The sequence below is a fragment of the Kushneria konosiri genome (assembly GCF_002155145.1).
In the GTDB taxonomy this organism is placed as follows: domain Bacteria; phylum Pseudomonadota; class Gammaproteobacteria; order Pseudomonadales; family Halomonadaceae; genus Kushneria; species Kushneria konosiri.
The window spans coordinates 2,415,862-2,433,857 of record NZ_CP021323.1 but is presented as its reverse complement, the minus strand read 5'-3'; the positions used below and the strand labels follow the sequence as shown (position 1 = coordinate 2,433,857).

Annotated in this window: 19 protein-coding genes; 12 read left to right on the top strand and 7 right to left on the bottom strand. The window is 59.8% G+C overall.

From position 1 onward, the window contains the following. Positions 1–60: 60 nt before the first annotated feature. On the bottom strand, positions 61–1,002 hold the full coding sequence (locus B9G99_RS11260; protein WP_086622241.1) for a LysR family transcriptional regulator: 942 nt from the start codon (positions 1,000–1,002) through the stop codon (positions 61–63). A 132-nt stretch (positions 1,003–1,134) separates the two neighbouring features. Here B9G99_RS11260 and B9G99_RS11255 point away from each other — a divergent pair, with 132 nt between their 5' ends. From B9G99_RS11255 to B9G99_RS11225, 7 genes are all read left to right on the top strand, one after another. After that, positions 1,135–1,605, top strand: a complete 471-nt coding sequence (locus B9G99_RS11255) for a TRAP transporter small permease (RefSeq protein ID WP_086622240.1) — start codon at positions 1,135–1,137, stop codon at positions 1,603–1,605. Beyond that, on the top strand, positions 1,602–2,912 hold the full coding sequence (locus tag B9G99_RS11250; RefSeq protein WP_086622239.1) for a TRAP transporter large permease: 1,311 nt from the start codon (positions 1,602–1,604) through the stop codon (positions 2,910–2,912). The genes B9G99_RS11255 and B9G99_RS11250 overlap by 4 nt, the downstream gene beginning before the upstream one ends. 53 nt (positions 2,913–2,965) lie before the next feature. Then, a complete protein-coding gene (dctP, locus tag B9G99_RS11245; RefSeq protein WP_086622238.1) occupies positions 2,966–3,967 on the top strand; it encodes a TRAP transporter substrate-binding protein DctP in 1,002 nt (333 codons plus the stop codon). Positions 3,968–4,035: 68 nt separating this feature from the next. Further along, complete coding sequence (locus tag B9G99_RS11240) at positions 4,036–5,136, top strand: NAD(P)/FAD-dependent oxidoreductase (RefSeq protein ID WP_086622237.1); 1,101 nt, start codon at positions 4,036–4,038, stop codon at positions 5,134–5,136. Further along, positions 5,111–5,455 (top strand): (2Fe-2S)-binding protein, encoded by a 345-nt coding sequence (locus B9G99_RS11235; protein ID WP_227875794.1) that lies wholly within the window; start codon positions 5,111–5,113, stop codon positions 5,453–5,455. The genes B9G99_RS11240 and B9G99_RS11235 overlap by 26 nt, the downstream gene beginning before the upstream one ends. Beyond that, a complete protein-coding gene (locus tag B9G99_RS11230) occupies positions 5,442–6,854 on the top strand; it encodes an FAD/NAD(P)-dependent oxidoreductase (RefSeq protein ID WP_086623442.1) in 1,413 nt (470 codons plus the stop codon). The genes B9G99_RS11235 and B9G99_RS11230 overlap by 14 nt, the downstream gene beginning before the upstream one ends. Continuing rightward, the gene (locus B9G99_RS11225; RefSeq protein ID WP_086622235.1) at positions 6,847–7,185 is read left to right on the top strand and encodes a RidA family protein; all 339 of its coding nucleotides are present in this window, start codon (positions 6,847–6,849) and stop codon (positions 7,183–7,185) included. Before B9G99_RS11230 ends, B9G99_RS11225 begins: the two co-directional genes overlap by 8 nt. Positions 7,186–7,304: 119 nt before the next feature. Here B9G99_RS11225 and B9G99_RS11220 read toward each other — a convergent pair whose 3' ends face one another. Then, a complete protein-coding gene (locus B9G99_RS11220; protein ID WP_086623441.1) occupies positions 7,305–9,011 on the bottom strand; it encodes a mechanosensitive ion channel family protein in 1,707 nt (568 codons plus the stop codon). 163 nt (positions 9,012–9,174) lie between these two features. On the opposite strand from B9G99_RS11220, the gene B9G99_RS11215 reads away from it, so the two are divergent. Together B9G99_RS11215 and B9G99_RS11210 are read left to right on the top strand one after the other, a co-directional pair. Further along, positions 9,175–10,680 (top strand): DUF2252 family protein, encoded by a 1,506-nt coding sequence (locus B9G99_RS11215; protein WP_086622234.1) that lies wholly within the window; start codon positions 9,175–9,177, stop codon positions 10,678–10,680. A 191-nt stretch (positions 10,681–10,871) separates the two neighbouring features. Further along, the gene (locus tag B9G99_RS11210; RefSeq protein ID WP_086623440.1) at positions 10,872–11,936 is read left to right on the top strand and encodes an NAD(P)H-dependent flavin oxidoreductase; all 1,065 of its coding nucleotides are present in this window, start codon (positions 10,872–10,874) and stop codon (positions 11,934–11,936) included. A 34-nt stretch (positions 11,937–11,970) separates the two neighbouring features. Here the strand turns inward: B9G99_RS11210 and B9G99_RS16835 are convergent, their stop codons facing one another. Continuing rightward, positions 11,971–12,135 (bottom strand): hypothetical protein, encoded by a 165-nt coding sequence (locus B9G99_RS16835; RefSeq protein WP_158521490.1) that lies wholly within the window; start codon positions 12,133–12,135, stop codon positions 11,971–11,973. A gap of 237 nt (positions 12,136–12,372) precedes the next feature. Continuing rightward, positions 12,373–13,257 (bottom strand): LysR family transcriptional regulator, encoded by an 885-nt coding sequence (locus B9G99_RS11200; protein ID WP_227875793.1) that lies wholly within the window; start codon positions 13,255–13,257, stop codon positions 12,373–12,375. Between the two features lie 126 nt (positions 13,258–13,383). Here B9G99_RS11200 and B9G99_RS11195 point away from each other — a divergent pair, with 126 nt between their 5' ends. After that, positions 13,384–14,115: an SDR family oxidoreductase gene (locus B9G99_RS11195; RefSeq protein ID WP_086622231.1), complete on the top strand. Its 732-nt coding sequence runs from the start codon at positions 13,384–13,386 to the stop codon at positions 14,113–14,115. A gap of 165 nt (positions 14,116–14,280) precedes the next feature. Here B9G99_RS11195 and B9G99_RS17050 read toward each other — a convergent pair whose 3' ends face one another. Both B9G99_RS17050 and B9G99_RS11190 read right to left on the bottom strand, forming a co-directional pair. After that, entirely contained in the window at positions 14,281–14,646 is a 366-nt protein-coding gene (locus B9G99_RS17050) for a zinc-binding dehydrogenase (protein WP_236946578.1), read from the bottom strand. Continuing rightward, positions 14,618–15,322, bottom strand: a complete 705-nt coding sequence (locus B9G99_RS11190) for a zinc-dependent alcohol dehydrogenase family protein (protein WP_227875791.1) — start codon at positions 15,320–15,322, stop codon at positions 14,618–14,620. The genes B9G99_RS17050 and B9G99_RS11190 overlap by 29 nt, the downstream gene beginning before the upstream one ends. 134 nt (positions 15,323–15,456) lie before the next feature. Here B9G99_RS11190 and B9G99_RS11185 point away from each other — a divergent pair, with 134 nt between their 5' ends. Both B9G99_RS11185 and B9G99_RS11180 read left to right on the top strand, forming a co-directional pair. Beyond that, the gene (locus B9G99_RS11185) at positions 15,457–16,356 is read left to right on the top strand and encodes a LysR family transcriptional regulator (RefSeq protein ID WP_086622230.1); all 900 of its coding nucleotides are present in this window, start codon (positions 15,457–15,459) and stop codon (positions 16,354–16,356) included. Between the two features lie 178 nt (positions 16,357–16,534). Continuing rightward, the gene (locus B9G99_RS11180; RefSeq protein WP_227875790.1) at positions 16,535–17,029 is read left to right on the top strand and encodes a GNAT family N-acetyltransferase; all 495 of its coding nucleotides are present in this window, start codon (positions 16,535–16,537) and stop codon (positions 17,027–17,029) included. A gap of 30 nt (positions 17,030–17,059) precedes the next feature. Here the strand turns inward: B9G99_RS11180 and B9G99_RS11175 are convergent, their stop codons facing one another. Continuing rightward, positions 17,060–17,860 carry a helix-turn-helix transcriptional regulator gene (locus B9G99_RS11175; protein WP_086622228.1) on the bottom strand — a complete coding sequence of 267 codons (801 nt, stop codon included), beginning with the start codon at positions 17,858–17,860 and terminating at the stop codon, positions 17,060–17,062. Between the last annotated feature and the right edge of the window lie 136 nt (positions 17,861–17,996).

Here is a 17,996-nt window from a genome sequence, read left to right as displayed (position 1 = left end):
CTGATGCCGCCCCCGAGGTCATGACCTCGGGGGAACAACGTAACTCAGCTCAGGTATCGATCATGAATCCTGCAGACCCAACACCTCATCAATGTGGTGTTTCATGGTCACGACGCCTTTTTCCAGCTCGGCAATGAAGGCATCGGCCGCGAGAGAGCATGTTGCGTAGCTCGGCGTCAAAATCGAAACGCTATTGGAGATCCTAGGGCGAAAGCGACGAATGGCCAGACACTCTGCCCGAGGCGAGTTCAGCACCTGACTGTAAGCCGTGATCATGTCACACACCATGACGCACAGACCGGCCTCGACGAACTCAAGTCCGGAGGCGAAGGTGCGTAACTCGAACCTTGTATTCAATCGACATCCCGCTGCCTGAAATACTGCCCGCGTCTGGACAGCGGTTTTGTGCGCGTCGAACAGCACCGCCATGGGCTCTCCATCAAGCATCTCCGGCGTCACCGTTGTCCCCTGCGCCGCGGGGTGGTTGCTTTTCATCAGGCAGACACATTCCAGATCGAAATCCGACTGCTGAAGCGCAGAGCGTGATTCGGGCGTTTCCGTAAACCCGATATCAAACTGCAGGGAGGCCACGAGATCCTCGATCATTTCAGAGGAATGCGTAATCAGTGACACTTCAAGAGAAGGCTTGTCTGCAAGAAACCCCGTCAACAGTCTAGGCACAAAGACGCTGGACGCCGCCGGGTGACAGCCAATTCGGAGCCGGCCTGACTGCAGGGTACTGATGCGCCTGAGCGTTCTTTTTGATCGCTCGACCCTTTCCAGAATCTCATCGCACTCATCCAGAAAGAAAAAGGCTTCAGGTGTCGCCGTCAGCCTTCCCTTCTCCCTCACAAACAGGGCAAATCCCAGTTCCTCTTCGAGAGTATGCATCATGCTGGACACGGCAGGCTGCGTTCGCCCCACGGATCTTGCTGCCTCACTGATGGTGCCCAGGCGCATGACTTCCCTGAAGGTAGTGAGCTGTCGCAATGAGAGGTTCAAGGGTATAAACCTGATTTATGGATACAAAGAGATTTTGAAATTGATTTTATACATCCACTCCAGTGAACTGAAGTGGCAATACAACAATGAGTCCGACAGTTCCACGAGCACTTCAACAATAATGGGAAACTCATGGACCGATTCGCAAAATATCTGCTGACAGCCTTGATCTGTCTGGTGGCGCTGGGACAGTTCGTACAGGTCCTGACTCGCTACGTCTTCCAGGTTCCGCTCATGGGACTTGAAGAAACCATGCTGTACCCCACGCTCTGGCTCTATATCCTTGGCGCCGTCAACGCGTCCCGCGAAAACAGCCATATCCGTGCCAACGTTCTTGAAATCTTTATCAAGACCCGGCGCGGCCATACCCTGCTCGCCATCACAGGCGAGGTTATCAGCCTGATTGTGGCCCTGTGGCTTCTCTTTTGGGCATGGGACTACACCCGCTATGCCTGGCGCGTCTGGCGTGAAAGCCCGACGCTCTACATCCCCACCTTTTATTCGGACGTTGCTCTACTCGCGGGGCTTGTTCTGATGGTGCTCTATACGCTCTGGCATCTCCTGCGTCATGTCCAAAGCCTTCGTGAAGGAGAGCCGTCATGATCGAAGTTGCCATGATCGCCATCGCCATACTGGTCATCACGTTATCACTTGGTGTTCCGCTGCCCTACTGTTTTGGTGCCGCGCTGATGGTCATGACGCTGATCGGCGGCGTCACGATGAAGGGCATGATGCTCTGGGGGTTCGGACAGCTGGCCAATCCGGTCCTGCTGGCCATCCCGCTGTTTGTTCTTGCAGGCACGATCATGTCACAAAGCGGCATCGCCGCATCGCTGCTGCGCTTCATCAACGTCTTTATCGGCCATATAAGAGGTGGGCTCGGTGTGGTTGCCGCGGTCTCCTGTGCCGTTATCGGTGCCATTTCAGGCTCCGGCCTGACCGGTATCGCCGCGATCGGACCACTACTGATCCCCGAGATGGAAAAGCGCGGCTATCCACGTGAATACGCCACGGCGCTGATTGCCAACTCTTCCATTCTGGGTCTTTTGATTCCGCCTTCGGTGACGATGATCGTCTATGGCTGGGTGACCGACACCTCCATACTGGCCTGCTTTCTGGCAACGCTTGGGCCGGGGCTCATGATCATGGTCTCCTTCTCGGTCATCAACCTGATCATGTCTCGCAAATTCAATCTTGTGCTGGACGAAAAGCCGTCGTTTTCCGAACTCTCCAGCGAAGTGGCCAAGCGAGGCTTCAACGCCTTCCCGGCCCTTTTGATGCCAATCATCATTCTTGGTGGTATCTACGGGGGCATCATGACCCCGACCGAAGCCGCGGCGGTCTCCGTGATCTATGCCATCCCGGTGGGTTTTCTGATCTACAAGGGACTCAAATGGGACAATTTTTTCCACGCTGGCAAGGAAGCCGCCACGGCGGTCGGGGCCATCATGCTGATGATTCTTTTCTCGATGATTCTCAGCCAGATGTTCGTGTATGAAAGCATTCCTCAGCAGCTGGTCAATGGCATCTTTTCAATCACCGAGAACAAGATTCTGCTGTTGATCCTGATCAACATCCTGCTGTTTCTGGTCGGCATGGTTGTCAACGACATTACCGCCATTATCCTGATTGCCCCGCTTTTGCTGCCGCTGATGAACGCCATCGGCGTCAGCCCGGTGCAGTTTGCCGCCATCATGGGCGTCAATACGGCCATGGGCGGCGTGACACCTCCCTATGCCTCGATCCTCTACCTGGGCGCCCGCATCGGGAACGTCAAGGTCACCAAGGTTATCCCACCGGCCATGAAGCTGATTCTTTTCGGATATGTCCCGGTCGTCTTTCTGACCTCGCTCTGGCCGGATCTATCACTTTTCCTGCCTCGCCTGTTCGGCTATGACGTCTCGCCCTGAGCTGTTTGACCGTGCTTCACCAATAACTCCAATCCATTGAAGGACCGTACACAATGAAAAAACGAATCCCGGGTACCGCTGCCGCTCTTGCCATCCTGATGACGCTGGGCGCCCAGGCAAGTGCCGACACCCTGAAGCTGAGCCATGTTCGCCCCCAGGGCGCCACCATCGACAAGGAGCTGCACACGTTTGCCGACAACGTCTCCGAGGCCACCAGCGGCGACGTGCAGATCAAGCTGTTTCCCGCCTCGGCGCTGGGAGACTACACCACCGTTCAGGAGCGCGTCAGCTTTGGCGCGATCGACATGGCCGTTCAGCCGCCGGCAACGGCTGCCGACCGACGGATGCAGATCAGTGTCTTTCCCTATCTGGCCGGCAGCTGGGAACAGGCTCACGCAATCTATGGCCCGGGCGGCATCATTCGCGACACGATGGCCAAACTCTATGACGATCAGGACATCGTGATGCTGGCGGCCTATCCGGTCTATTTCGGTGGCATTTCCCTGAACGTCAACAACCCTCATCCGGCCTCTCTTGAGCCCAATGGCATCAAGGTGCGTGTTCCGGCCATCAAGAGCTTTCAGCTGACAGGTGAAGCACTGGGCTATATCCCCTCTCCCATCCCGTTTTCAGAAGCCTTTACTGCCGTCCAGACAGGCGTTGTCAACGGCATCATCGGCTCGGGCGCCGAAGGGTATTACGCCTCTTTCCGGGACGTCACAAAGACCTATATCCCCGCCAATACCCACTTTGAAGTCTGGTACATGCTGATCTCCAGGGACGTCTTCTCCGGACTTTCGCAGGAGGACCAGAACGCCATGAAGGAACAGGCCGCAGCCTTTGAGGCGACGCGCTGGGAAACTGCTGCCGAGGACCAGAAGGCCAACGAAGCGCTTCTGGCCAAACAGGGCACTCAGGTCGTCGAGCTCAGCGATGAAGAGCTGGCCGCCATGTCCAAAAAGGTTCGCGCCGAGGTATGGCCGGCCATTCTGGACGACATCGGTCATGACTGGGCAGAACCGATTCTGGATGAGGTCAGGCAGGCCGAGAAGTGAGTTGTCAATCAAACGGGGCAAGGCCGCCGGCCTGCCCTGTCTCGCTCTGTCAACATCGGGAATGACGCATGGATACCGACTACATCATCATCGGAGGCGGCGTGGTCGGCCTCTCGGTGGCCTGGGGGCTGCTCAAGCGAGGCCATCGCGTCAGCGTCGTCGATGGCGCAGATGGCTCCTTTCGAGCCAGCCGAGGCAACTTTGGACTGATATGGGTACAGTCCAAGGGACTCAATCAGCCACGCTACGCACGCTGGTCGCAATCGTCGGCACGTCTATGGCCCGAACTCGCCCAGGAGCTTGAGGACAATACCGGCTATCGCGTACCGCTTCAGCAAAACGGCGGCTACGACCTGCATTTTTCAGAGGAGACGCTACAACGCACGGTTGAAAGCTATCAGGGTCTGAAGCATCAGCTAAACGGTGATTATCCCTATGAGGTACTCGATCAGAACGCGATTCGTCGGGAAGAACCTCATATCGGTGCCGGCGTCATCGGTGCCATCCTGCATCACCAGGACGGCCATACCAATCCTCTCAAGCTGTTGAAGGCCCTGGCGGCCGACGTACGACGCCTGGGGGGCCAGGTCCTCAATGGCAAAAAGGTCACCTCGGTGTCATGCCGGGACGGCTTCAGGGTCGTCTGCAGCGATTCAACCACTCTGACCGGTGGAAAGATCGTGCTATCGGCCGGACTGGGCGCCGCCAAACTGGGTCCGGCGCTGGGGTTTTCGGCGCCTGTCAGACCCCAGCGTGGGCAGGTGCTGATCACCGAGCGACTCCCAAGACTGATCCATCGGCCGTCACTGATTGCACGCCAGGTCGATGAAGGCAGCATTCAGATCGGCGCAACCAACGAAGAAGTCGGGCTCGATGACAGCGTGACCCAGGCGGGACTATCAGAGCTCGCCGCCCGAGCCATCGCCGCCTACCCATCGCTTGCCAGAGCACAGCTGGTGCGCAGCTGGGGGGCCCTTCGCATCATGTCACCCGATGGCCTGCCGATCTATCAGCAGAGCCCGGAAATGCCCGGCGCCTACCTGGTGACCTGCCACAGCGGTATCACACTGGCTGCAGCCCATGCCTGCCTTTTGCCCGACTGGCTGGAGGACACGTCAGCAGCACCGAATCTGGAGGTGTTCAGTGAAAAACGCTTCGCCATTTCTTGAACTGGAAGATGGCCCCACCGTCCGGGTGAGCTTCGAGCAGACACCACTGGAACTGCCCGACGGGGCCAACCTCGCAGCCGCATTGCTCGGTGCTGGCATCGGAAGGTTTCGCAGCACCTCGATCTCCGGCGCCCCCCGTGCTCCGTTTTGCATGATGGGCGCCTGCTTTGAGTGTCTGGTGGTCGTCGACGGGGTCACTCGACAGGCCTGCATGATGAGTGTCCGCGCCGGCATGGAGATCGAGCGCCCGGACCCGACACCGCCGGACAGCTGGAGTGACAGTGAAGAGCCATCGGAGGTCGATGATGCAAAAGCGTAACCTCGTCATCATCGGCGCCGGCCCGGCCGGCATGGCCGCAGCCGCCAGGGCCGCCGGGCTTGGTCTGTCGGTCACACTGCTTGATGAACAACCCACACCGGGCGGACAGATCTATCGTAATGTCACCAACGTCACCTCCCAGCGCGGCACCCTTCTGGGGTCTGATTATCTTTACGGCCGATCCCTTGCCACCGCGTTGAACAAAGACAACATCGAGCATTGCTGCAACGCGGTGGTGTGGTCCATCGAAGAGGGCCACCGCATTTCCTATACCCGTGACGGACGAGCCACACAGCTTCAGACCGATTATCTGTTGCTGGCCACGGGAGCGCTGGAGCGCCCGATGCCCATTCCCGGATGGACGTTACCCGGCGTCATGACCGCCGGTGCGGGTCAGATCCTTCTCAAGCAATCGGGCGTTGTGGCGCGCAGCGCCGTTCTGGTGGGCTCCGGACCGCTTTTATATCTCGTCGCGGCACAGATGATCCGGGCCGGCCGGCCGCCCAGGGCGCTGATCGAGACCCAGACGCGCAGCGACCTTCGCCGCGCCATGCGTCACTGGACCGGCGCATTGAAAGGCTGGCGATATCCTGTCAAGGGATTGAAGATGCTTCTGGAGATTCGACGTGCCGGCGTCCCCCGTCACACGGCGGCCACGCATCTTGCGATCGAAGGCACCGACAAGGCGCGTGCCATCACGTTTCAGAGCCACGGCAGGGAACACCGCATCGAGTGCGATACGGTGATGCTTCATCATGGTGTGGTGCCCAATACGCAGGCTGCTCGCGCCATGGACCTCCCTCATGACTGGTCCGATCAGCAGCACTGCTTCATACCCCGGCTGGATGAGTGGGGACAAGGCGATGTCGAGGGCGTCTTTGTGGCGGGAGATGGCGCAGGTATCGGCGGTGCAAGGGTCGCTGAACTCGGTGGACATCTTGCCGCCCTGCAGATTGCTCATCTATCCAACCGGCTCGACCGTCAGCAGCGCGATCAACTCGCAGCAACTCTGAGAGCTCAGCGTGATCGGGAGCTCGACGCCCGTCCCTTCCTCGATGCTGCCTATCCGCCCTGCGCTCAGGCATTACGGCCTGCAGACACCACGCTGGCCTGTCGTTGCGAGGAAGTCACTGCCGGCGACATTCGCACCTATGCCAGGCTCGGATGTCGAGGCCCCAATCAACTGAAAGCCTTTACCCGGGCAGGCATGGGGCAATGTCAGGGTCGCTATTGTGGCCTTACGGTCACCTCGATCCTTGCTGAGGCCAACGACATGACGCCTGACGACACCGGCTATTACCGCATCCGCACCCCCATCAAGCCGGTCAGTCTTGGCGAACTTGCCACCATGAATGAACCGGTAACCACTGAAACCGTCACAGGAGACCAGCATGATTGAGCGTCAGGACACCAATCAAAGAATGAGCAAGATCGTCAAACACAACGGCACCGTCTATCTCTGCGGCCAGGTGGGTGAAGGAGACACCGTCACCGACCAGACCCACGACTGCCTGTCACGCATTGATGCGCTGCTCGAAAAGGCAGGCTCTTCTCGGGAGCGTCTGCTTCAGGTCGTGATCTGGCTTGCCGACATGGCCGACTTTGAAGAAATGAACGCTGTCTGGGATCAGTGGGTGCCCGAAGGCTGCGCACCGGCACGTGCGTGTGGTGAGGCCAGACTGGCGCGCCCGGCGCTCAGGGTTGAAATGATCGTCACGGCAGCCTGCTGACCCCGGCGCCATGGACTCGCGCTCACCCACGGATCTTTTGCTGCACTGACTCGACCAGCCTTTTGGTCAGCGCTACCGGCCCCGTACACATCGGGGTCGGTGGATGGCCATTGTCGCGGCTACTGCAACCGCTCCCCTGCACTCTCGCCTCGGGCAATGTCCTGCTCGCTTAACACCACCACCTGACGCGGCCACCAGTCGGGGTGATGATCGCGAATAAACGCCATGAGCTTCTCGCGAATGCTGGCTTCTGCAGCCCAGCCGGAGAGCGGATCGACCGTCATCAAAAAACAGGTGATGGTCTGTGCCGCAGCGGTCTGAGCGGTAACGCTGCACAGCAGCTTCTCGTGCTCGATGACGTTTTCCTCGGCTTTGGCATATTCGAGAAACTTCTCGCGCAGACAGGCCACGTCGGCGTTGAGATGCAGCGTCAGCTCCAGGGTTCGATACTCCATGGTGCTTTTGGCCGAGAGGTTCTCAAAGGGTCGGGAGGCGAAGTAGGTCACCGGCACGATCAAACGTCGCTCGTTCCAGACCCGCAGCAGGATATAGGTATAAAAGATGCTCTCGACATAGCACCACTGACCTTCAAACATCACCAGATCACCAATGCGCAGGGGCTTGGCCAGCGAGAGCTGAAACGAGGAGATGATGTTGCTCAGCACCGCCTGCCCGGCAATGCCCGCCAGTACCGCCAGCACGCTGGCCGAGGCAAGAATCGACATGCCCAGCGTTTCAAAAAGGCGCACCTGACTCAGCACATAGATCGTGACCAGCACGACCATGATCAGGATGATGACGCGGCGCAGCGCATAGAGCGTGGTCAGAAGCTTGCGCTCGTCCCGCGGCTTGGAGTCATCGATCTCGCCGGCCATGCGTCGGGTCATGTGTAGCATGAAGGTGTCAATCATCCGCAGGGCAATGACGCCCACGCCCCAGGCCATGACGATGGTCAGAATCACCCGCAGCGTCGTGGCCACCACGGCCGAGAACGACACCACGAAGTCCAGCAGGGTCTGCATGACCAGCGCCATGACGATCAACGCCACCGGGCTTCGAATCTGGGCCATGAAAATGCTGGGCGAACCGGACGGCAACCAGCGCGTCATTGCCGTTATCAGGGCGTGAACGAGTCGGCCGATCAGGCCAATAGCCAGTAACACCACCGGAATGGCGATCCACTCCCAGAGTCTCAAAAGCCCGAAATTCTGCTTCAGCGGTTCAGGAATGTAGTCTTCGAAACGCGAGGGGCCGTATCGGTCGTAAAGCGCTGGAATTGATGACACGCTCTCCGGCGTGATCAGCCAGACCGGCTCCTCTTTGCCCACCCGGTAGCGTCCCAGACGGATGTCATAGGCATCATTACCGGCCTCGAGCGAGGCCAGCTCGATGTCCCGACGCGCCTTGCCGGCGCGCGGGTCCTTGCCGGAGACATCCTCGATCATGCCATCCGGGCGCGACGAGAGCGTGGAGATATTGAGCCACTTGCCACGCCTGAATACCTCGGCCAGCTGTCGGGCAAGCTCCGCTCCTCGCGTGCGCTGCTCGGCAGGCGTGAGATCGGCAAGATTGAGAAGGTGCGCGGCCCCCTCATAATCGCCCTTTTCGGTCAGGCGCATGAAATGGCGCATGGTCTCGCGGGGTGTGCGAAGGCTTGCCTCGTCGATACCGCTATCCAGTCCGATGTTCAGGGTATCGACCTCGTACCACCCCTGCGCCTCACTGCCGGTGCCGGTGCCACTGCCACCTTCCTGCGCCATGCAGAGACTCGACAATACCAGCGCTGCCAGCACCACCAGCCACCACCAGGGTCTTTTTATCGTCATGCCTGCGTTACCGGGTTCGTGAATCATCCATGAAAGTCTCTTTTCGGGCATATCGTCCCGGGAAGTGGGCGCCCAACGAGCGCATGGCGCAACCATCGACCATGCTGGATAGTATCAGCAATGCCATGACCGCCCGCACAAACCAGACCATATGGAGGTGAGCATGACCGACACAACGGAGCCGACACGCCAGTCACTTTACGAGCAGGCACGCCAGCACGGCATCGAAGGACGTTCATCGATGAGCAAGGCAGAACTGGCCGCAGCGCTCAAGGATGCAGGCTCGTCGCCTCATCCAAGGGTCGGCACACGCCTTGAGACCTTTCGTTGGCTGGCCAATGCGGTGGCCGGTGGCGAATTCATCCTGCGCCCGCGGATACTGACCGGCCTTGATCGACGCCTGCATGTGCGCCAGACCCTGCGCGAGGATCACCAGACCCGCATTGCCGATGGCAGCGAGGAGACCGAGCTCAAGTTCAACCAGCTTTCCGACTCGCTGTTCTCCTTCTTTCGCGGCACGGCGCTTTTGTTCTATCGCGATATGGCCGGCGATGACGGCTGGATGCCCACCGTGCTGGCGCTGGGCGACGTCCATCCCGAGAACTTTGGCGTGATGCCCAACGTCGACAACGTACCGATCTTTTCGGTCAATGACTTCGATGAGGCCTACTACGCCCCGTTCACCTGGGATCTCAAGCGCGGTGCCACCGGCTTCATGATTGCTGCCGAAACCGAGGGAGAACTCAAGCGCAAGCACCGGGTCAAGGTCGTGCGCCATTTTATCGAGGGCTATATCGAGGCCATGCAGCGTCTGGCCCGGGACGGCACCGAGCAGGATGAGGAGATGCGCTTTGACAATGCACCGGAGCTGATTCGCCAGCTGTTCAAGGATGCCCATGAGGCGCGGGCCGACTGGCTGAAGGAAGATTATCTCGATGAGAGCGGTCAGCGCTTTCGCTCGACCGACAAGCTGGTACCGATATCCACCCGCCGCGACGAGTTTCAAAAGATCACTGATCGACTGATCAAGAGTAACGCCATCAAGGTACCGCAGCGCGCCCTGACCTCCGAGGGCGCTGCCATGCGCGTCAAGGACGTGGCCATCCGCCGCGGCCAGGGCACCGCCTCATTAGGGCTGGATCGCTATTACGCCCTCATCGAGGGTCCCCAGGGCGATGGCACCGATGATCTGATCATCGAATACAAGCAGGCCAGACGTTCGGCGCTGGCCGGGCTGGTGCCGCACACCGGCCATGAAATGGACACCCGCGCCGAACGCATCACCCACGCTCAGGCGGTACACCTGATTCGGGGCGACCGGTTCTACGGCCATGTCGAGTTTGATGGGCGCAGCTACATGTCTCGCGAGCGCGCGCCCTTTCGCGACAGCATCGACCTGGACGATCTGTCCAAAAAGGAGTGGAAGCAGTACGCCCGCATTTGCGGTCAGGTGCTGGCCGGTGTACACGCCCTGTCTGACGAGGCAGGCAAGGTGGATTACGACATCGAGCCGGCCATTATCGAGGCCATCGGCCCGATAGCGTTATTTACCGAAGACATGGTGGCCTTCGCCACGCAGGCCGCCGACCGCGTGCGCCGCGACCACGAAATGTTTCAGGAGGATCACGCTCGCGGCGCGTTCACGCAGCTGGACCGGATCTATCGATGAACCGGCCGCAGGCATGAGCCACCGGTCGAATCAGAACTGCCGCACGGAAGAGCCGCCATGTAATGCCCGGTTGCCCCAGCCTTGCAGCAAATCCTGAGTGATGGCGGCGATTTTCCAGCCGCCCTCGAGCTCATGAAGCTCAAAGCGGTAGCTGAATGTTTCATTATCAGTCTCAACGGAGTCAGTCGATCGTGTCCTTTTCAAACCCGTTTATCGAAAGGCTGCGTATTCATCCTCTCATTCAGGCGCCCATGGCCGGCGTTTCAACGCCTGAACTGGCCGCTGCAGTCTCCAATGCAGGCGCTCTGGGGTCGCTGGGCATCGGCGCCAGCAGCGTCTCCAGCGCCCGACAGATGATCGAGCAGACTGCGGCGCTGACGACACGCCCCTTTAACGTCAACGTTTTCTGTCACGAGCCCGCCCGACGAGACGCCGAGCGCGAACTGGCCTGGCTTGAACACCTCAGACCACTGTTTGCCGAGTGCGGCGCAGAAGTGCCAACGGCACTTGAGGAAATCTATCCGAGTTTTTTACATGACGATCACGCACTGCAGATGCTGATCGAAACGCGCCCGGCGGTGGTCAGCTTTCATTTCGGCTTACCCTCTGCCGAGACGATTCAGCCCCTGCGCAAGGCCGGCATTCTGGTCATGGCCACGGCCACCAGCCTCGAAGAAGCGCGACGCGCACAGCAACGGGGGATGGATGCCATCGTGGCTCAGGGTATCGAGGCGGGAGGCCATCGCGGCCTGTTTGACCCGATGCGTCCGGATGAGCAACTCACTACTGCGGTGCTTGTTCGCCTGCTCGTCAGCGAGCTTGACGTGCCCATCATTGCGGCCGGCGGCCTCATGGATGGTCACGGCATCAGAGGCATGCTTGAAATGGGAGCGGCGGCCGCTCAGCTGGGGACCGCCTTTATCCTGTGTTCCGAATCGGCAGCCAATGAGGGGTATCGCGCCAGTCTCAAAAGCGAACGCGCCGCTACCACGCGCCTGACGTCAGCCCTGTCGGGGCGACCGGCCCGCGGCATCCATAATCGATTCATTGCCCATGCCGAGCAGGCGGTCGGTCTCGAACCGGCGGCTTATCCCGTGGCCTACGACGCCGCCAAACGCCTGAACGCTGCCGCCCGTCATCTCGGGCATCATGAATTCGCCGCCCACTGGGCAGGCCAGGGCGCGCCACTGGCACGAGAGCTACCGGCAGCCGAACTGGTCTCGACACTGATGCAGGAACTGACGCGCCAGCGGTGATGCTGTCAGGCGCGTCGTGGTGCTCGAGCAGCCCTTACGCGCCTGTCAGCACGATAATACTCCCCGCCAGCAGCAGCCCGGCGCCCACCAGCGCGGCACGAAAGGTACGCACATAGAGCCCCATGGCCACCATACCGACCCCGATGGGCAATAGAATCACCCCGGCAACGAATAACCCGTTCAGCAATAGCGTTTCCATGTCAGCCTCCCGGCCAGGCCACGATGAAGCCTTCTTCAAGGATAGTCCTCATGTCTGCCAGCACATTAGGCCTGTGTGACTACCGCACCGGTGACGCCGACACCACGCTCACGATCTTCCAGCGTGCCGTACGCGAGGTGGTCTTGCGGAATCACCTCCCGGGCAGATTGACCGGCAGATACTCTCGATACCGGCGGTCACCCATCGTCAGCGATGAGCTATCGATTCAGTGATGACCTATCGATAGTGACGCACGTGTTCCATCAGCGCGCGCAATTTCGGCGTCACCGTATGGCGGCTCGGATAATAGAGATAGAAGCCGGCAAAAGGCGGCAACCAGTCATCGAGTATCGTCACCAGTTGGCCGCGCTCGATCCAGGGTAGAAACGTCTCCTCCATACCGAACGTAATCCCGCCACCGGCCAGCGCGACACGAATCATCAGCAGCATGTCATTGGTGGTCAATTGTGGGTCGACCGCCACGGCAAACGCACGCCCTTCACGTTCGAACTCCCATCGATAGGGGGACATTTCAGGTGAGGGACGCCATCCAATACAGCGATGGGCCGCCAGATCCCGGGGATGCTGCGGCACGCCATGACGCGCCAGATAGTCCGGCGTGGCAACGGCGACCTGACGCTGCTCGCCGGTCAGGGGCATCGCGATCATGTCCTGATCGATCACCTCTCCCAGCCTGATCCCCGCATCGAAGCCGCCAGCGACGATATCGAACGTCTCATCCGTTACGGTGACATCCAGCGTGATATGAGGATGTTGTTCGATAAAGGACGCGATCAAGGGCCCTGACAGAAACCGCTCCGCGATCGATGTTGCCGTGACCCTTAAAAGCCCCCGGGGCAGGGCCGGCACATCGCGGGTGGCTTCCAGTACCGCCTCGATCTCGGTCATCGGATCAGACAGCGCACTCAGCAACTGCTCGCCCTCCTCGGTCAGCCGCACGCTACGTGTTGTGCGATTGAAAAGCGGCTTTCCCAGCGTGTGCTCAAGTCGCCGGATGCCCTGGCTGACCGCCGAACGTGTCACGCCCAGCCGGTCGGCAGCGGCCCTGAAGTTGCCCGCTTGGGCCACGGCGAAAAATATCGTCAGAAGATTGAGATCCATGCTGATTGGAAAGCCTCGCTAACCATTGAGTCCAGCCGTCAGCATATTCTGGTTAATCCTTCTACGCATTACGCTTTGCCCTGCCGAAGTGAACGTCACTTCATGTCAAACCCGCGGGAGAGCAGCATGAGTATTGTCGGAAAGGTCGTTTTGGTTACCGGTGCCAGCAGCGGCATTGGAGAAGGCATTGCCCGGGAACTGGCAGCCGCAGGCGCCTGCGTGCTACTGGGCGCACGTCGCACGGACAGGCTTGAGCGCATCGCAGACGACATCGACAAAAGCGGCGGCATTGTCGAAGTATGCCCACTGGATGTCACAAGCAGAGAGGAGATGCAGGGCTTTGCACAGACGGCACTGGACCTGTGGGGTCGCATCGATGTGCTGATCAACAATGCCGGCATCATGCCGCTGTCGCCGCTTTCGGCCTGCAAGATGGATGAATGGGAAGCCATGGTGGAGATCAACATCAAGGGGGTTCTGTGGGGCATTGGCGCGGTTCTGCCGGTGATGGAGCGCCAGCAGGCGGGACAGATCATCAACATCGCCTCCATCGGGGCTCTGCAGGTGATGCCCACCTCGGCGGTGTACTCCGCCACCAAGTTCGCGGTGCGCGCGATATCCGACGGGCTGCGCCAGGAGAGCACCTACCTGCGGGTAACCTGCGTCAATCCCGGCGTCGTCGAAAGTGAACTGGCCTCGACCATCACCCACGAGGACACCGCTGACGTTATTGCGAGCTATCGTGAAGTCGCGCTCAAGCCTGCCGATATCGCACGCGCCGTACGTCAGGTGATCGAGGCTCCTGAAAGCGTCGACACCACTGAAATCACCCTTCGCCCGACAGCCTCGGCCAATTGATTCGACACGAGCAGCGGTAGAGAAGCGTTCGGCTCTTCGTGGAATAAGGTGGCTTTCATGGGAGGGGGGAAATCAGCCCGGGCGAATGCAGCGCGCGGAGCCCGCGCAGTCGAAGCTCCGGGCTGCCCGACATACTGCTCTGGAACCTTTTGCGAGGACCCGAACTCAGTCTTTATCCATGTCGATTACAATCTTGCCAAACGGCCCGAGATCCAGATGATCCAGTGCCTGAGGCAGCTCGGCGAGGGAATAGCGTGCCGCGATGACCGGCTCAAGCCGGGTTTGATCCACGGCCCGCACGAAGCGTTCCAGCGCTCGCCGACTGCCCGTGCCGATACCGTGAATCGTGACGTCCTTGAGCATTAGCGGCATGGCCGGGGAGGCGACATCGAACCCCGCCAATGCACCAATCTGACATACGTGTCCGCCCACTGCGGCCAATTGGACGGAGACGCCGAGATTATCGCCACCAACCACGTCGAGCACATGATCCACGCCCTCGTCATCGGTCAGCGTGTATATCGCCTCCATCCAATCGTCGCGGGAACGATCTACCCAGTGATCGGCACCCAGCGCCAGCACCCAGCGCCAGCACCCGTTCACCTTTCTCCGGTTGGGTGGCAACGATCACCTCGGCCCCGCTCATCTTCGCGATGAGCAGACCGAATAGCGCCACGCTACCGGTGCCCGGAATCAGCACTCTATCCCCCGCCTTGACGCCGGCTCTCTCAATGAGCGCAAACCAGGCAGTCAGACCGGCGCAGGGCAAGGTACTGGCCCGGACATCGTCCAGAGTGTGTGGCGCATGAACCAGCCAGGCGGCCGGCATCGCCACGTATTCGCCGAGAACGCCGGGGTAGAAACCACCCAGGGTACGATAGGCCGGTGCTCGCGCATTACCCGGTCGACGCCCATCGATCCAGTCGGGCGTGAACACGGAGATGACCCGATCTCCCTCGGCAAACCCCTTCACTAGCTCTCCCAGTTCGACGATGGTGCCGGCCATGTCGGAACCGGGTGTAAAGGGATAAGCCAGCGACAGTCCCCTGCCACTCTCGATCACCATCTTGTCACGGTGGTTGAGCGAGACGGCCCCTACCCTGACCAGCACCTCATCCGCCGCGGGGCGTGGCTTCTCGCAAGTGACCAATGCCAGTCTTTCACGACCGATCGCGTCCATCTCCCAACGCCGTATCGCTTTCATCATATTGGCTCCATCAAAGGGTGCCGACGGTCGTCGACAGCGTGGCGAGACTATCCCACGACGGCGAGCGCACTATAATACGCATCAATCAACACGCAGTGATGAATGAGAAACAGCAATATGAACGGAGAGTCGGTATGAACGGGAAAGAAATCGCCGAACTCATCACATTCATGGAGGTTGCCAGATCGCAGAGTTTTCGCCGTGCTGCGTCACACCTGGGAATGTCGCCATCGGCTGTAAGTCATATCATCCGATCGCTGGAGACAAGGCTGGGGGTCAGAGTGTTGAGTCGCACCACCCGTAGCGTATCGCTCACCCAGGCAGGTGAAAGACTACTACAGCGTATAGCGCCGGCGATCGGTGACATTCGCCAGGCAGTGCATGAAACGGCGGCGTTTCAAACCTCACCGCAAGGCAGGATCAAAATCAATTTACCGCGAATCGCCGCCCAGCTCGTAGTGTTGCCGCGACTTCAAGCCTTCCTGGAGAGATATCCCCATATCGAAATCGATCTGGTCATCGACGACACGCTGACCGATATCGTTTCGCAAGGCTTCGACGCAGGCATCCGCTCCGGCGAGTGCCTGCAACAGGACATGGTCGCCAGACAGCTCACGCCAGCGCTGAACATGGCCGTGGTAGGCGCACCAGGCTATTTTGCCCGTCGCCCGCCACCACAAGTCCCGACCGATTTACACGAGCACGTCTGTATCAACTATCGCTGGAGTGACTCGAACGCCTTGTCTGCATGGACTTTTCAGGAGGGCAAAAGACGTTTCGAGTTACGGCTAGACCACGCCTTGACCCTCAACGACACCACCCTGATCGCCTCGGCGGTTCTGGAAGGCACCGGACTCGCCTATCTTCCGGCAAATCACCTGCAAACCTATCTCGACAGCGGTGAACTGGTAAGCGTTCTCTCTTCGTGGATACCTTCGATTCCGGGGTTCTATCTCTACTATCCGCACCGCGAGCACATGCCCAGTGCTTTGAGAGCCTTCGTCGATTTTATGGTTGCGCCGTGCTCCAATTGATCGAGGCTCCTGAAAGCGTTGACATCACCCTTCGCCTGCTCACCTCTGCCAATTGATCACGCCATCCCGGTCTTGCACCAGGGTTGGGTGTCTTATAATGACACCCGGCCCTGCTTGATGGCCGCTTACCCTGTTTTCCCCCTGTCCCCACTGACGTCGTCACTGCAGGATAATGTTCATGGCCGCCACCGACTTTTGCATCCGCGATTACCGCACCGCTGACGCTGATATCACACTCACGATCTTCCAGCGTGCCGTGCGCGAGGTGGCCTCACAGAACTACACCCCGGCTGAACTCGAGGCATGGGCCGGCCACATTGATCGTCACGTCTGGGCCAATAGCCTTGAACGCCAGTTCACCTGGGTTGCGATGCAGGAAAGCCTACCGGCAGGCTTTGCCAGCCTCACCGAAGGCGGGCATCTCGATATGCTGTTTGTCAGTCCCGATCATCAGCGCTGCGGCGTGGCGAGTGCGCTGCTGATGACCGCCGAGCAGGCCGTTCGGCAACGCGGCATGAATCGTATGACGACCGAGGCGAGCCTCACCGCACTCCCCTTTTTCGAGGCTCAGGGCTTTGAGATTGTGAAGGCGCAGGCGATCGAGCGGCGCGGACAGGTGTTGAGAAACTACCGAATGGAGAAGGCGCTCCACGAGGCCCGTGACGCCCGCTGACAGTGCCCTTACCCAGAGCAACCCTTTGGACTACTCATCCAGAGCGGCGTAATAGACCAGCCGAAGATGGCGGGATTCATCAATGATCAGCGAGGTGTGCTCGAACTCGACCGGCCCGACACCTTCAATGTTGAACCATCGCCGCCCCTGACAGGGCGCATGAACCTCGTGCTGATGCCAGAGTGTTCTGAAGGTTTCCGAAACGCCTTCCAGCATCTGCACCAGCGACGGCATGGCTGGGTCGTCAGAGGCCTTGATGTAATCACGCCGGAAACTCGAAAGGATCGCGGCCACCTCATTCTCCCAGTCATGCATCAGCGCCTGCAGGGCAGGTTCGGCAAAGAGCATCCACAGCAGGTTGCGCTGCTCCGGTGGCTGCGTGGAAAAATGAAACAGCCGGTCCGCCGCCTCGTTCCAGGTTAAAACATCCCAGCGCAGATTCAGTACATAACAGGGCCGCTGGGCCAGATCCGCCATGAGTCGCTTGATCAACGGCGGGACGTCACAAAAGGTCTGACCGGGTTCGACCGGTGGGCGCTGATGCGTCAGCAGAAACAGATGACGCCGCTCGGCGGCATCGAGCCTTAACGCGCGCGACAGATTGTCCAGAAACCGGGCCGACACGTTGATGTCACGGCCCTGCTCGAGCCACGTGTACCAGGTCACGCCGACGCCTGCCAGCGCCGCGACCTCTTCGCGTCGCAGCCCCGGGGTTCGACGACGCTGACCGGCCGGCAGCCCGACCTCCTGTGGCGACACGCGCGCCCGCCGGGTGGTTAAAAATCGGGCCAGTTCATGGCGCGTACGGTTGAGCGTGCGCGATGGCGTCATGGAGTACTCGAGTTGGGCATGAATCTGTCGGCCTTGTCGCTTGCTGAAGGATCATCCAGGCACTATCGGTTCGGGGAGCCGCGGGCATTTTCCCATTATCCTGATAAAAAAAGGCCCATCAAAGGATGGGCCACTG